General features: G+C 60.4%; 15 protein-coding genes. 9 read left to right on the top strand and 6 right to left on the bottom strand.

The genetic code is table 11. The annotated features are described in order from the left end of the window. A complete protein-coding gene (locus QZR30_RS00655; protein WP_056847359.1) occupies positions 1-459 on the bottom strand; it encodes a tripartite tricarboxylate transporter TctB family protein in 459 nt (152 codons plus the stop codon). Positions 460-606: 147 nt separating this feature from the next. Then, complete coding sequence (locus QZR30_RS00650; RefSeq protein ID WP_056847358.1) at positions 607-1,590, bottom strand: Bug family tripartite tricarboxylate transporter substrate binding protein; 984 nt, start codon at positions 1,588-1,590, stop codon at positions 607-609. 244 nt (positions 1,591-1,834) lie between these two features. Between QZR30_RS00650 and QZR30_RS00645 the strand changes: the two genes are divergently transcribed. Both QZR30_RS00645 and QZR30_RS00640 read left to right on the top strand, forming a co-directional pair. Beyond that, entirely contained in the window at positions 1,835-2,506 is a 672-nt protein-coding gene (locus QZR30_RS00645; protein WP_046071411.1) for a response regulator, read from the top strand. After that, positions 2,499-3,884 (top strand): sensor histidine kinase, encoded by a 1,386-nt coding sequence (locus QZR30_RS00640; protein WP_046071412.1) that lies wholly within the window; start codon positions 2,499-2,501, stop codon positions 3,882-3,884. Before QZR30_RS00645 ends, QZR30_RS00640 begins: the two co-directional genes overlap by 8 nt. On the opposite strand, the gene QZR30_RS00635 is transcribed toward QZR30_RS00640, so the two are convergent. Together QZR30_RS00635 and ygfZ are read right to left on the bottom strand one after the other, a co-directional pair. Continuing rightward, on the bottom strand, positions 3,885-4,706 hold the full coding sequence (locus QZR30_RS00635; protein WP_046071413.1) for an HDOD domain-containing protein: 822 nt from the start codon (positions 4,704-4,706) through the stop codon (positions 3,885-3,887). Between the two features lie 36 nt (positions 4,707-4,742). Further along, a complete protein-coding gene (ygfZ, locus tag QZR30_RS00630; protein WP_311902840.1) occupies positions 4,743-5,684 on the bottom strand; it encodes a CAF17-like 4Fe-4S cluster assembly/insertion protein YgfZ in 942 nt (313 codons plus the stop codon). A gap of 139 nt (positions 5,685-5,823) precedes the next feature. On the opposite strand from ygfZ, the gene QZR30_RS00625 reads away from it, so the two are divergent. Both QZR30_RS00625 and QZR30_RS00620 read left to right on the top strand, forming a co-directional pair. Then, positions 5,824-6,078, top strand: a complete 255-nt coding sequence (locus tag QZR30_RS00625) for an FAD assembly factor SdhE (protein ID WP_043046387.1) — start codon at positions 5,824-5,826, stop codon at positions 6,076-6,078. Continuing rightward, on the top strand, positions 6,062-6,508 hold the full coding sequence (locus QZR30_RS00620; RefSeq protein ID WP_046071415.1) for a protein YgfX: 447 nt from the start codon (positions 6,062-6,064) through the stop codon (positions 6,506-6,508). The genes QZR30_RS00625 and QZR30_RS00620 overlap by 17 nt, the downstream gene beginning before the upstream one ends. Here QZR30_RS00620 and nadB read toward each other — a convergent pair. Beyond that, positions 6,477-8,093, bottom strand: a complete 1,617-nt coding sequence (gene nadB / locus QZR30_RS00615) for an L-aspartate oxidase (RefSeq protein ID WP_056847355.1) — start codon at positions 8,091-8,093, stop codon at positions 6,477-6,479. The genes QZR30_RS00620 and nadB overlap by 32 nt on opposite strands. Positions 8,094-8,554: 461 nt before the next feature. On the opposite strand from nadB, the gene rpoE reads away from it, so the two are divergent. The 4 genes from rpoE to QZR30_RS00595 all read left to right on the top strand — a co-directional run bounded on the left by rpoE (position 8,555) and on the right by QZR30_RS00595 (position 12,404). After that, complete coding sequence (gene rpoE, locus QZR30_RS00610; protein WP_003172477.1) at positions 8,555-9,136, top strand: RNA polymerase sigma factor RpoE; 582 nt, start codon at positions 8,555-8,557, stop codon at positions 9,134-9,136. A 32-nt stretch (positions 9,137-9,168) separates the two neighbouring features. Next, positions 9,169-9,756: a sigma-E factor negative regulatory protein gene (locus QZR30_RS00605; protein WP_046071417.1), complete on the top strand. Its 588-nt coding sequence runs from the start codon at positions 9,169-9,171 to the stop codon at positions 9,754-9,756. A gap of 16 nt (positions 9,757-9,772) precedes the next feature. Then, positions 9,773-10,732: a MucB/RseB C-terminal domain-containing protein gene (locus QZR30_RS00600; protein ID WP_059397088.1), complete on the top strand. Its 960-nt coding sequence runs from the start codon at positions 9,773-9,775 to the stop codon at positions 10,730-10,732. A gap of 235 nt (positions 10,733-10,967) precedes the next feature. Continuing rightward, positions 10,968-12,404 carry a DegQ family serine endoprotease gene (locus QZR30_RS00595; RefSeq protein WP_043046394.1) on the top strand — a complete coding sequence of 479 codons (1,437 nt, stop codon included), beginning with the start codon at positions 10,968-10,970 and terminating at the stop codon, positions 12,402-12,404. A gap of 67 nt (positions 12,405-12,471) precedes the next feature. Here QZR30_RS00595 and QZR30_RS00590 read toward each other — a convergent pair whose 3' ends face one another. Then, positions 12,472-13,905, bottom strand: coding sequence for a M48 family metalloprotease (locus tag QZR30_RS00590; RefSeq protein ID WP_046071419.1), 1,434 nt, complete (start codon positions 13,903-13,905; stop codon positions 12,472-12,474). A gap of 95 nt (positions 13,906-14,000) precedes the next feature. Here QZR30_RS00590 and QZR30_RS00585 point away from each other — a divergent pair, with 95 nt between their 5' ends. Further along, positions 14,001-14,240 (top strand): sulfurtransferase TusA family protein, encoded by a 240-nt coding sequence (locus QZR30_RS00585; RefSeq protein ID WP_059397087.1) that lies wholly within the window; start codon positions 14,001-14,003, stop codon positions 14,238-14,240. Positions 14,241-14,256 lie beyond the last annotated feature (16 nt).

Here is a 14,256-nt window from a genome sequence, read left to right as displayed (position 1 = left end):
TCAGTTCTCCAGAACGTCGAGCAGGCCGAGGGGCAACGGCACATCCATGGCTTTATCGAACAGCAGGTACAGGCCGATAGCCATCAGGCCGACGATTACCACGCTGGCGACCCAGCGACCGCCATACAGGCGCGCCATTGGAATGCCGATCAACATGCTGCTGAGGATGAAGCCCAGGGATTCGAAGGTGGCGGCGAAGATGAGCAACAGTGCGACGCACATGCCGATTTTGATCAGGGTCTCGCGGTCCAGCGCCGGTTCTTCTTCGGTGTGCTTGGTGGGTTGCGGGCGAAAGAGCATGTAGATCAGCGCCAGGCTCATCAACCCGAGCATCAGCAGAGGATAGGCGCGTGGGCCGACCGGCTCATATGAAAATGCCGCCTGATACGGCCAGGCCATCAGGGCGAGGCCGGCGCAGGCCAGCAACAGCACGGCGGCGAAAATGCGTTGTAAGAGCATAGAAAACTCCAAGGCCCCTCTAGTAGGAGCGAGCTTGCTCGCGAAAAACTTCAACGATAACGCGTGCTGTCTGGACGCACGTGGATGTCCTCGGATTCTTCGCCAGCAAGCTCGCTCCTACAGGGGCATTACACGAAAGACGGGCGTTTACTGGATCAGGCCGAACTCTTTGGCCAGTACCTTGTAGTCAGCCACCTGTTTCTTCACATAGGTGTCCAGCTCCGGGCCGGTCATGGCGAACGGGAACAGCTCGCGCTGGTCACGCAGCTTGGCGAATTCGTCGGAGGCCAGCAGCTTGTCGAATGCCTCTTTCCACCATGCGTAGTCGGCATCGCTGACCTTTGGCCCAAGGTAGAAGCCCCGTACCACCGGCCAGACGATGTCGTAGCCTTGCTCCTTGGCGGTCGGGATGTCTTTCATTTCCGGCTCGTCCAGGCGCTTCTCGGCGAACACGGCCAACAGGCGCATGTCCCCGCTGAGGATGTGCGGCATCGAGTCGGAGATGTCAGTACTGCCCACTTGGATGTGCCCACCGAGCAGGGCCGTGGCGATTTCACCGCCGCCCTCGAGGGCCACGTAACGCAGTTCACGCGGGTTGATCCCGGCGGCCTTGGCGATCAGCGCGGTTTGCATCCAGTCCTGGCTGCCTACTGTGCCGCCGGAGCCGATCACCACGCTGCCCGGATCTTTTTTCAAGGCTTTTACCAGGTCGTCGAGGGTCTTGTAGGGCGAGTCGCTTTTTACTGCGATGGCACCGTAGCTGGTGCCTACGGCAGCCAGCCAGCGCACGTTGGTTTCATCGAAACGGCCGAACTTGCCTTGGGCCAGGTTCAATAGCGAGCCGCTGGACCAGGCCACCAGGGTGCCGGCGTCCGCAGGGCGCTGGGCGACCACGGCGTTGTAGGCCACCGCGCCCACGCCGCCGGGCATGTAGGTCACGCGCATCGGCTTGCTCAGCAGCTTTTCATTGACCAACGCGCTTTGTGCCAGCTTGCAGGTCAGGTCAAAACCACCGCCGGGGGAGGCTGGGGCGATGCATTCAGGGCGCTTGGGTTCGTCGGCAGCCAGCAGTTGGCCGGCGAACAGCATGCAGCCGGCGGCAAGGGCAACTCTACGTAGTGAAGAGGTCATGGGATTTCTCCGTTATTGTTCTTATTTTGACGAAAACGCTTCGAGGCGTTTTTCGGGTGCTACGAATCAGGTAGCTCGGCAGGCATAGACCACCGTGGCTGGATGCTAAAGGGCGAAGCTTTCACTAACCTTTCAATTGTCTTTCAATGTTTTCGGGCTTCACAGGGCAGGTTGCGCCTGTAAACTCGCCGGCCAGCGGGTCAATAAAAAGCCGCGCCGACCACCCCTCATGAGGTAGAAATCCATGCGTGTCCTTCTGGTTGAAGACCATTTGCAACTCGCCGAAAGTGTCGCCCAAGCGCTCAAGGGCATGGGTTTGACGGTCGACGTGCTGCACGATGGCGTGGCCGCGGACCTGGCCTTGGGCAGTGAGGAGTACGCGGCGGTAATCCTCGACGTGGGCCTGCCGCGCATGGATGGTTTCGAGGTACTGGCGCGCCTGCGGGCCCGTGGCAAAAACCTGCCGGTGCTGATGCTGACGGCGCGCAGCGATGTGAAAGACCGAGTGCATGGCCTGAACCTGGGCGCCGACGACTACCTCGCCAAGCCGTTTGAGCTGACGGAGCTGGAAGCACGGGTCAAGGCGCTGCTGCGGCGCAGCGTGCTGGGCGGGGAGCGCCAGCAGGCGTGCGGGGTGCTGGTGTACGACCTCGACACCCGGCGCTTCACGGTTGGGGGCGAGTTGATGACCTTGACCTCCCGCGAGCAAGCCGTGCTCGAAGCTCTTATCGCCCGGCCAGGCCGCGTGATGAGCAAGGAACAGTTGGCCTCCCAGGTATTCGGCCTCGATGAGGAAGCCAGCCCCGACGCCATCGAAATCTACGTGCACCGCCTGCGCAAGAAGCTCGACGGCCAGCCCATCGCCATCGTGACGTTCCGCGGCCTTGGCTACTTGTTGGAAGCCCGCGATGCATAAGCCCAGCAGCCTGCGCTGGCGCCTGCTGTGCAACCTGGCGCTGCTGCTGGTGTTGTTGATGCTCGCCAGCGGCATGAGTGCCTACTGGAACGGCCGCGAAGCCGCCGACACCGCCTATGACCGCACCTTGCTGGCCTCGGCGCGCACCATTGCCGCCGGCTTGACCCAGGTCGACGGCACCCTTAGCGCGAATGTGCCATACGTGGCCTTGGACACCTTCGCCTACGACAGCGCAGGGCGTATTTATTACCAGGTCAATGACATCGACCAGAAGCTGATTTCCGGTTACGAAAACCTGCCCGGCCCGCCGCCCGGCACACCACGCACCGACGATTACCCGGCATTGGCACGCTTCTACAACGCTGTGTACCAGGGCCAGCCTGTACGGGTGGTGAGCCTGCTCAAGGCCGTCTCCGAACCGAACATGAATGGCATGGCGGAAATCCGCGTCGCCGAAACCGACGAAGCACGGGTCGCCATGGCCCGCAGCTTGATGGCCGACACGCTGTTGCGCCTGGGCATGCTCGCCATCGGTGCACTGCTGCTGGTGTGGTTCGCCGTGAGCGCGGCATTGCGCCCGTTGGAACGCCTGCGCACCGCGGTGGAAGAGCGCCAGCCCGATGACCTGCGGCCGCTGCCGCTGGTGGAAGTCCAGGATGAATTCGGCCCGTTGGTGCGTTCCCTCAACCACTTTACCGAACGCCTGCGCGGGCAGTTCGAGCGCCAGGCACAGTTTATTGCCGATGCAGCCCATGAGCTGCGCACGCCGCTGGCGGCGCTCAAGGCCCGCCTGGAGTTGGGCCTGCGCGCCGAAGAACCGGCCACCTGGCGCAGCACCCTGGAAAGTGCCGCCCAAGGCACCGACCGCCTGACACACCTGGCTAACCAGTTGTTGTCCCTGGCCCGCATTGAAAACGGTGCCCGGGCCATTGCCGAGGGCGGTGCGCAATTGCTCGATCTCAGCCAGTTGGCCCGCGAGCTGGGCATGGCCATGGCGCCACTGGCCCATGCGCGGGGAGTGGCCTTGGCGCTGGAGGCGGACGAGCCCATATGGCTGCGCGGCGAACCGACGCTGTTGAACGAGTTGCTGAGCAACCTGGTGGATAACGCCCTGGCCCACACACCGCCTGGCGGCAATGTGATTCTGCGGGTGACGGCACCGGCGGTGCTGGAGGTCGAAGATGATGGCCCGGGCATCCCGCTGGATGAGCGGGACCGGGTATTCGAGCGTTTTTACCGACGCAGCCAGCAGGGCATGGGGTCTGGCTTGGGACTGGCGATTGTCGGGGAGATCTGCCGCGCACACCTGGCGCAGATCAGCCTGCATGATGGTGAGTTGGCTGGGCTGAAAGTCCGCGTGAGTTTTATTGCGGGTTGATCAGTAAAACATTGAGCGCGCTTCATCCAGTTCAGCGCGTGACTTTTCGCTGTAGAGATCAAGCTGCAGCTTTTGCATCGCCGGCACGCTGGTAATGTCGACTTTCGCCAGCGGATGGTCGGTGTTGTGGTGGCAGTAGAGTACGGCGATTTGCACCAGATCGACATAGTCGAGCCTGGCAGAGTCGCGTTCCAGGTTCAGGTACTGCCCCGGCAGTTTTGCCAGCATTTCCGGAAAGTCCCAGCCGCCCAACAGTTTGTCGCCCAGCAACGGGTGAATGCTCTCGATGACGTGGTTGAGGCTGACCGGGTCCGAGAGCAGTTCGTAATGGTCTTCGGCGTAAGTGAGGATCGGTAGCACGCCGATCTGGTGCACCAAGCCACCAAGGGCCGCCTGGTCCGCCTTGAGGTGGCTATGCTTGCGGCACAAGGCATAGCTGACGCCGGCTACTTCCAGGCTGCGACACCACACATCACGCATTTTCTGTGCAACCACTTCGGAGCGGGCGTGAAAGATCTGCTCCATCACCAGGCCGATGGCCAGGTTGCTGCTGTAGTTGGTGCCGAGCCGCGTGATGGCGGTGTGCAGGTCGGTGACTTCCTGGCTGGCCCGCAACAGCGGGCTATTGACCACTTTGATCAGGCGCGCCGATAGAGCGGTGTCGCGACTGATCACCTTGCTCAAGTGGCTGATGCTGATCTCCGGGTCTTCAGCGGCCTGGCGAATCCTCAGGGCCACCTCCGGCAGTGTCGGCAGAACCAGGTCATCGTTGTCGATGGCCATCACCAAAGCCTGTTGGACTTTTTCCGCCAGCTTGTTCATTCATGCTCTCTAGGGTGCTGCAAAAAGGTACGGCAATTAACGCTGGATCTCGCGATCACGGTCCAGTTGGTAGGGCAGGTCGAGCATGCGCAAGCCAGGGCCTTCCAAGGTGCCCAAGCGCACGTCGCCATTGTCGGCAGCTTCGGCTTGCAGCACGGCGAGAAGTTCAATCGACTGGTCCGCTTTTGCCGCGATGACGACTTCGCCGATCGCGCTGTTGTGGCTGGGTGAAAACAATGGCGTGCCTGGCTCGGGTAGATCGGCCGCCTCCAGGCTCAGGCGATACAGGCGTCGCTTGAGTTTGCCCAGGTACTGCATGCGCGCGACGATTTCCTGGCCGGTGTAGCAGCCTTTTTTGAAGCTCACGCCACCCACGGCCTGCAGGTTGAGCATCTGCGGGATGAACAGCTCGCGAGTCTGCGGCATCACCTGGCCGATACCGGCGCGGATCTGGCCGAGCAGCCAGGCATTCAAGTCAGCCTGTGGCAGCTGCGCGGCCAGTTGGCTGCGCACGACGTCGGCTTGCTCTATGGGCACCCAGAGTTCGGCACGGTTAGGGGAAACGCGTATGGCGATGAGCGAATCGGTGCGTACTACGCTGTCGGTCTCGGCCGGCAGTGCCAGGCCAAGGGCGGCCAGGGAAGCGTCTGCGTTCGCCAGGCCAAAGCGCGCCCAGGCGGCGCTTTCGTCGGTGAGTTTGGATTTGGAGAACACCGCGTATTTCTTCAGGTCGGCCAGCTGTGGTTCGAGCAGCTCGGTGGCCATGGCCATCAGCACGCCGTCGCCTTGCAACAGGATGCGAAAGCTGGACTGCATACGGCCTTTTTGCGTACAGCGTGCGCCCAGGCTGGCCTGGGTGTCACTCAGGTAATTGAGGTTGCAGGTCAGTTGGCCCTGCAGGAACTTGGCAGCATCGGAGCCGCGGACGGCAAGCACGCCTTCGTGGGTCAGTGAGCAGAAAAACGCAGAGTCGGCCATGGGTCATCGCACATCAAAAAGTCATGGGTGCATCATAGAGGGGCGCCCGGCAAATGGATAGTTTCCGTATGGGCGACCAAAGCCGAGTGTCCCGGTGTCGCCGGGGCTGTATACTGGCGCTCTAATTGAGGAGGGCTCCATGGTCGAAGATGTAGAAATCAATCGTCTCTTCTGGCACAGCCGTCGTGGCATGCTTGAGCTGGATGTGTTGTTGGTGCCGTTCACCAAAGAAGTGTACGCGACGCTTGATAAAGTCGATCGCGATCTCTACGTCAGGCTGCTCGAATGCGAAGACCAGGATATGTTCGGCTGGTTCATGGAGCGCTCCGAATCTGAAGATCCGGAACTGCAGCGCATGGTTCGCAAGATTCTGGACCGTGTCCAGCCCAAGTAATCGCTTCGAATGCCGCTGGCAGGCCTCACGGCTGTTGCTGGCGGCGTATCTGCTTGCCCAGCTGATTGCGCTGGGTAGCCTGCTGGTGCTGAACCTGCCTTATTCAAGCCTTGGCATCCTGCTATGCCTGGCTCACTGCACCTGGGTGCTGCCGCGCCATATCCTGCTCACTCACCGCTCGTCGATTCTTGGCCTGCGCCGTGACGAAGATGGCTGGCAATTATGGAACGCCGCGCGCGGTTGGCACGCAGTGCAACTGCGTCCCGACAGCCTCGCGTTGCCGCTGATCGTTGTGTTGCGCTACCGGGTGCAGGGTGAGCGGCGAGTGCGTTCGATCTGTGTGCCGCAGGACGCACAGGCTGCCGATGTACACCGGCGCCTGCGGGTACGCCTGAAGTTCAGCCGCCGTAGGTGGTTGGCACCAGGATAGTGTCGCGGGCTTCGGGCAGCATCTGCGGGTAGTCAAGGGTGTAATGCAGGCCCCGGCTTTCCTTGCGCTCCATGGCCGAGCGAATCATCAGCTCTGCCACTTGGGCCAGGTTGCGCAATTCGATCAGGTCACGGCTGACCTTGTAGTTGCTGTAGAACTCGTCAATTTCATCCAGCAGCAAGCGTACCCGGTGTTGTGCACGTTGCAGGCGCTTGTTGGTGCGCACGATCCCCACGTAGTCCCACATGAAGCGCCGTAGCTCGTCCCAGTTGTGCGCGATGATCACGTCTTCGTCCGAATCGGTGACCTGGCTGGCGTCCCAGCGGGGCAGGGCGGCCGGCACCGGGATGCGCGGCAGTTGTTCAAGGATGTCCTGCGCCGCTGAGCGTGCGTACACGAAGCACTCGAGCAGTGAGTTGCTGGCCATGCGGTTGGCGCCGTGCAGGCCGGTGAAGCTGGTTTCGCCGATGGCGTACAGGCCAGGCACGTCAGTGCGGCCATGCTGGTCGACCATCACGCCGCCGCAGGTGTAGTGCGCCGCGGGTACCACCGGGATCGGGCCTTTGGTGATGTCGATGTTGAAGGTCAGGCAGCGTTCGTAGACCGTCGGGAAGTGGGTCTTGATGAAGGCTTCGGGCTTGTGGCTGATGTCCAGGTATACGCAGTCGATACCCAGGCGCTTCATTTCATGGTCGATAGCGCGGGCGACAATATCGCGCGGCGCCAGCTCGGCGCGAGGGTCGAAGCGCTGCATGAAGCGTTCGCCATTGGGCAGCTTCAGGTGCGCGCCTTCGCCACGCAGGGCTTCGGTAATCAGGAAACTCTTGGCCTGGGGGTGATACAGGCAGGTGGGGTGGAACTGGTTGAATTCCAGGTTGGCCACCCGGCATCCCGAGCGCCAGGCCATGGCAATGCCGTCGCCACAGGCGCCGTCGGGGTTGCTGGTATAGAGGTAGACCTTGGCCGCGCCGCCCGAGGCCAAAATAGTGAAGCGTGCGCCGTAGGTATCGACTTCGCCGCTGGCACGGTTGAGTACGTAGGCGCCCAGGCAGCGCTCGCCCGCCAGGCCCAGGCGTTTTTCGGTGATCAGGTCGACGGCGACGCGTTGTTCAAGCAATTGGATATTGGGGCGTTGGCGGGCCTGCTCGAGCAGCGTCTTGAAAATGGCCGCGCCGGTGGCGTCGGCAGCATGAATGATTCGACGATGACTGTGGCCGCCTTCCCGGGTCAGGTGGAACTCAAAGCCACCGTCGTCGCTGCCGGCATGTTCATCGCGTGTGAACGGCACACCCTGGTCGATCAGCCATTGGATGGCTTCCCGGCTGTGCTCGACGGTGAAGCGCACCGCCTCTTCATGGCACAGGCCGCCGCCGGCATTGAGGGTATCCTCAACATGGGATTGCACCGTGTCGGTATCATCCAGCACCGCGGCGACGCCGCCTTGGGCCCAGAATGTCGAGCCGTTGGCCAGGTCGCCTTTGCTCAAGACGGCGATACGCAGGTGGCTCGGCAGGGTCAGCGCAAGGCTCAAGCCGGCCGCGCCGCTGCCGATTACCAGGACATCGTGTTGGAACTGTTGGCTCATTGAATGGATTCCGCAAAAAGCGATCCGAAGGAGCGGCGCAAACAGGACGCCTGGATCGGCGAATCAAAGGGGCACACGGGCCACTAGTATATAGAGGGGGGGAGCGGCACAATAGCCACGCACACGTGGCATTGTGAGATTATGCTGCGCAGCTTTGGGAAATGGCCGGTTGGCGAGGCGGGAACTTTTTGCATGGGTCCCGACTCAATAGCAGGTTGCCCGAAAGCTGGGAAAACGTTGAGTTTATTGGCCCGTCGGGAGCATTGGACGCGTCACGAAACCGGCGACAAGATTATTCGCGCAGCCGGCGCCGCCCGGGCTGCGTTTTTCGTGTGTGCCAAATCAGTGCATGCCGGAAACTTGCTTGAAGGGGGAGAACTTTTGCGAAAAGCCCGAGTCTATGTTTGCAAGCCTGATCGTTTAGTTATGCAAGCCTCCTTCGAGTACAACGAGGAGTGTTCATGCTAACCCAGGAAGAGGATCAGCAGCTGGTCGAGCGCGTACAACGCGGCGACAAGCGAGCATTTGATCTGCTAGTGCTGAAATACCAGCACAAAATTCTCGGGTTGATCGTGCGGTTTGTGCACGACACCCATGAAGCGCAGGACGTTGCACAGGAAGCCTTTATCAAGGCGTACCGTGCACTGGGAAATTTCCGCGGTGATAGTGCGTTTTATACGTGGCTCTACCGCATCGCCATTAACACGGCGAAGAACTATCTGGTGTCTCGCGGCCGCCGCCCACCAGACAGTGATGTCAGTTCAGAAGATGCAGAATTTTACGATGGTGATCACGGCCTCAAAGATCTCGAGTCGCCGGAGCGTGCGTTGCTGCGCGACGAGATTGAAGGCACCGTCCATCGCACAATTCAGCAACTGCCAGAAGATTTGCGTACGGCGTTAACTTTACGTGAATTTGATGGTCTGAGTTACGAAGACATTGCGAGCGTCATGCAATGTCCGGTGGGGACTGTAAGGTCACGGATTTTCCGGGCCCGGGAAGCCATCGACAAAGCCTTGCAACCTTTGTTGCAGGAAAACTAAAGACAGCGGCGACAGCCAAGAGAGGAACCGCCATGAGTCGTGATGCCCTGCAGGAATCGCTGTCCGCAGTGATGGATAACGAAGCGGATGAACTGGAACTTCGTCGGGTGCTCAATGCATTTGATGATGCCGAAACCCGTGATACCTGGTCTCGTTACCAAGTCGCTCGGGCGGTGATGCACAAGGATCTTCTAATCCCTCGTCTGGATATTGCTGCGGCCGTTTCTGCTGCGCTTGCTGATGAAGCCGTTCCGGCAAAAGCTGCACGGGGTCCATGGCGTAGCCTGGGTCGCCTGGCAGTAGCTGCTTCGGTCACCGTCGCTGTGCTCGCTGGTGTTCGCCTGTACAACCAGGACGAGATTGCTGGCAACGAGTTGGCCCAACAGACTCAGCAACCGGTCATGGCCGGTCCGCAAGTCAAAGGTCCGGCTGTACTGGCAGGCTACAAGGAAAGCTCCGATACCACCGGCCCTATGGCTAATGGTGTGCTTCAAGGGCAATCCGGTTGGCAGGACCAGCGTCTTCCAGGCTACCTGCGTCAACATGCGCAGGAATCGGCTTCGAAAGGCACTGATAGCGCTCTGCCATACGCTCGCGCAGCAAGCCAGGAAAACCGCTGATCCGCTAAGGAGCCCTATGCGCGCCATACCGCTCCTTACGCTTTGGCTCAGTAGTTGGTTTGCACTATCCGCCCATGCCGATGAAGCCCAAGACTGGCTGACTCGACTTGGGCGTGCAGAGCAGCAGCAAAGCTTTGAAGGCACGTTTGTCTACGAACGTAATGGTAGTTTTTCTACCCATGACATCTGGCATCGCGTCCAGGATGGCCATGTACGTGAGCGCTTGTTGCAGCTCGATGGCGCTCCCCAGGAAGCCCTTAGGGTAGACGGTCGCACACAATGCGTCAGCGGTGCGCTGGTTGCTGGCCTGGCGAGTTCCTCTGATGCACCTACGCGTGCACTCGATCCACAAAAACTCACTCAATTCTACGAATTGGCCGTTGTCGGTAAATCTCGCGTAGCCGGTCGTAATGCGGTGATCGTGTCGATCAGCCCGCGTGATCAATATCGCTATGGTGTTGAATTGCACCTGGATCGTGAAACCGCGTTGCCGCTCAAATCCTTGCTGCTCAATGATCAGGGGCAGTTGTTGGAGCGCTTTCAGTATACGCGCCTGGATGCCCGCGCCGTTCCGTCCGACCAGGACTTGCAGCCTGGCCGCGAGTGCTCGCCTGTCGCTGTTTCCTCTTCTAAAGCCTCCGACATGCCTGCCACCCAGGTGTGGCATCTGGATTGGCTGCCGCCTGGCTTCCAACAGATCAGTGCTGTCACGCGCAAAGATACCCAAACCAAAGCCACCGTCGATAGCTTGATGTATGACGATGGGCTCGCGCGTTTTTCCGTGTTTCTGGAGTCAGCAAAAGGTGCTGATGTGAATGAAACCCGTGCTCAGCTTGGACCAACCGTGGCCGTATCCCGACGTTTGAATACGGTGGAAGGTGAAATGATGGTGACGGTGGTGGGCGAAATCCCTATCGGCACTGCTGAGCGTATCGCTTTATCGGTGCGTAGTGGAAAGGCTGCTGCCAAGCCATGAAATTGTTAATCCTGCGTTCATGCTGATCTTTCAATCTGTGCCCATCTTTGGTTGGGTGCTGAGCGTATGAAATCTCTGGATCAGCATTTTCACTTGCAAAAACTCCCTATGTTTTTTATAGGTCAGGGTTTAATGGCCCTGGCCTTGTTTTGTTCGCGGGACAAAAGTGTCGGTCGCAGTCTCCGGCATGTATTGAACCCTGTCGCTTAACCCTGCTCGTCGTAACGGGAGCTGTATGTCGATACCACGTTTGAAGTCTTACCTATCCATAGTCGCCACGGTGCTGGTGCTGGGTCAGGCCTTGCCTGCGCAAGCAGTCGAACTGCCTGATTTCACCCAATTGGTGGAGCAGGCCTCGCCTGCGGTGGTGAACATCAGTACCACGCAAAAACTGCCGGATCGCAAAGTATCGAACCAGCAGATGCCGGATCTGGAAGGCTTGCCACCCATGCTGCGCGAGTTCTTCGAGCGCGGCATGCCGCAACCACGCGCCCCTCGTGGCGGTGGTGGTCAGCGCGAAGCCCAGTCGCTGGGTTCCGGCTTCATCATCTCGCCCGACGGCTATATCCTCACCAACAATCACGTGATTGCCGATGCCGACGAGATTCTCGTACGCTTGGCTGATCGCAGTGAACTCAAGGCCAAGCTGATCGGTACCGACCCACGCTCCGACGTGGCGCTGCTGAAAATCGATGGCAAGGACTTGCCGGTCCTCAAGCTCGGTAAATCCCAAGACTTGAAAGCCGGCCAATGGGTGGTAGCCATCGGTTCACCGTTCGGCTTCGACCATACTGTGACCCAGGGCATTGTCAGTGCCATCGGTCGCAGCCTGCCGAATGAAAACTATGTACCGTTCATCCAGACCGACGTGCCGATCAACCCGGGCAATTCCGGTGGTCCGTTGTTCAACCTGGCTGGCGAAGTCGTGGGGATCAACTCGCAGATCTACACGCGCTCCGGTGGTTTCATGGGCGTTTCCTTCGCGATCCCGATCGACGTGGCCATGGACGTTTCCAACCAGTTGAAGAGCGGTGGCAAGGTCAGCCGAGGTTGGTTGGGTGTGGTCATCCAGGAAGTGAACAAGGATCTGGCTGAGTCCTTCGGCCTCGACAAGCCGGCCGGTGCGCTGGTTGCACAGATTCAGGACAATGGCCCTGCTGCCAAGGGCGGGCTGAAAGTCGGCGACGTGATCCTGAGCATGAATGGCCAGCCGATTGTCATGTCGGCCGACCTGCCTCATCTGGTCGGCGCGCTCAAGGCTGGCGGCAAAGCCAAGCTGGAAGTGATCCGTGATGGCAAGCGCCAGAACGTTGAGCTGACCGTCGGCGCCATCCCGGAAGAAGGTGCGACCCTGGATGCCCTGGGCAATGCCAAGCCAGGCGCCGAGCGCAGCAGCAACCGCCTGGGTATTGCCGTGGTTGAGCTGACCGCCGAGCAGAAGAAAACCTTCGACCTGCAGAGCGGTGTCGTGATCAAGGAAGTCCAGGACGGCCCGGCCGCCTTGATCGGCCTGCAGCCTGGCGACGTCATCACCCATCTGAACAACCAGGCGATCGACTCCACCAAGGAGTTCACCGACATCGCCAAGGCGTTGCCGAAGAATCGTTCGGTGTCGATGCGCGTCCTGCGTCAAGGTCGAGCCAGCTTCATCACCTTCAAGCTGGCGGAGTAATCCACTAGCCCACAAAAAAGCCCCGGTGTCGGTTAACGACAGCGGGGCTTTTTTGTGGGTGATGGGTTTAGCTCATCATGCCCTTGACCAAGCGCTCCTGTTCGATCAGCTCACGCTGACGGGCATCGATGCGCGAGGACAGTGGGAAATTATTGCCGGCGCGGCGCTTGGCAAAGTCCAACTGCTGGATGGCTTGCTGGAAATCACCCACCAGGGCGAAGTATTCGGCACGAGCCTGGTGCAGGCCGATGATGTTGCCGGACAAGCCGCGGGTCTCGGCGACCTGATACCACACGTCCGGATCGTCCGGGCGGGACTTGAGCAGCCCATCCAGCGCTTTCTCCGCATCAGCGGTGCGGTTCTGCTTAAGCAACAAGTCCACCCGCACCTGATTCAGCGGATAGTTGCTGGGGTACTGGGTGAGCATGCGGTCGGTACGTTGCTGTGCGTCCGGCATGCGGTTGCTGGTGATGTCCAACTCGATCTGCGCCAGGTTGTAGGTAATGTCGTTGGGCGCCTTGGCCAGCAGCGGTGCCAGGCTCTCCCGTGCTTCCTTGAGTTGAGTGCCCTTGATCTGTGCGATGGCCAGGCCATATCGCGCTACATCGTTCTTGGGGTTCTCGTCCAACTGGGCCTGGAAGCGCTTGGCCGCAAGGCCTGGCGTGTCTTCGTACTTCAATTGCACCCGTGCGCGAATCAACTGATAGCGCAGGCTGTCTTCCTTGCCGCCGGGTTTGGCCTGCTCGGCGCGGTTGCGGGTATCGGCGATCCGCGATTCAGTCACCGGGTGAGTCAGCAGGAACTCCGGTGGCTTGGCATCGAAGCGGTATTGGCGCATCAGGCGTTCGAACATGGTGGGCATGGAGCGTGGGTCGTAGCCGGCTTTCTCCAGGTTGAGGATGCCGATACGGTCGGCCTCTTGTTCGTTCTGCCGGGAGAATCGGCGTTGTTCCTGGATCGCTGCGGCTTGTGAGCCGGCAATCGCGGCGATACCCGCGTCGCCTGCACCCGCGGCGGCGGCGATGATACCGCCGAGCAGGGCGGCCATCATCGGCAGCTGCATGCGCGACTGCGCTTCGACGCCCCGGGCGAAGTGGCGCTGGGACAGGTGCGCCAGTTCGTGGGCCAGTACCGACGCGTATTCACCTTCGGTCTGGGCATTGAGGAACAAGCCGCCGTTGACCCCGACGATCCCGCCAGGTGCTGCAAAAGCATTGAGTTGCGGGCTGTTGATCAGGATGAATTCCAGGCGCCGGTCGTTGACCTGGCTGGTCTCTACCAGCTTGTACACGCTGGTTTCGACGTAATCCTTGAGTTGTGGGTCATTGAGCTGAGAGACCTGGCCGCGCAGGTAGGCCAGCCAGGCGCGGCCCAGTTGGTATTCCTGTTGGGGCGAGACAATGGCAGAACTGGCGTCGCCAAGTGACGGCAGCTCGTCAGCGAAGGCCGGGGAGGCCAGCAGGCAGGCCAGCGTCAGCAGGGTAGGGCGCAAAAAAGTCATGCACAAAGCCTTTCGACAAAGAGCTTACTGTAGCCGGACACTGAGCTTGGGACCAGATATTCTAAGCAGCCCAAATGTTTGCCTGGAGTAACACCATGACCGACGCTGCAGCCTTTGACGCCGAACTCGATGCCTGCGGCCTCAATTGCCCGTTGCCCTTGCTCAAGGCCAAGTTGGAACTCAATCGTATGGCCAGCGGCGCCGTGCTCAAGGTGACTGCCACGGATGCAGGCTCACAGCGTGATTTCAGGACCTTCGCCAGGCTGGCGGGCCATACGCTGCTCCGCGAAGAAGAGGCCGCTGGTGTGTACCATTATTGGTTGCGCAAGGCCTGATAGCCTTGCACGCGCA

It is taken from the genome of Pseudomonas sp. rhizo25 (assembly GCF_031931935.1).
GTDB lineage: Bacteria > Pseudomonadota > Gammaproteobacteria > Pseudomonadales > Pseudomonadaceae > Aquipseudomonas > Aquipseudomonas synxantha.
Note: the sequence above shows the minus strand (reverse complement) of the source record. Positions and strands in the feature narration are given on the sequence as shown.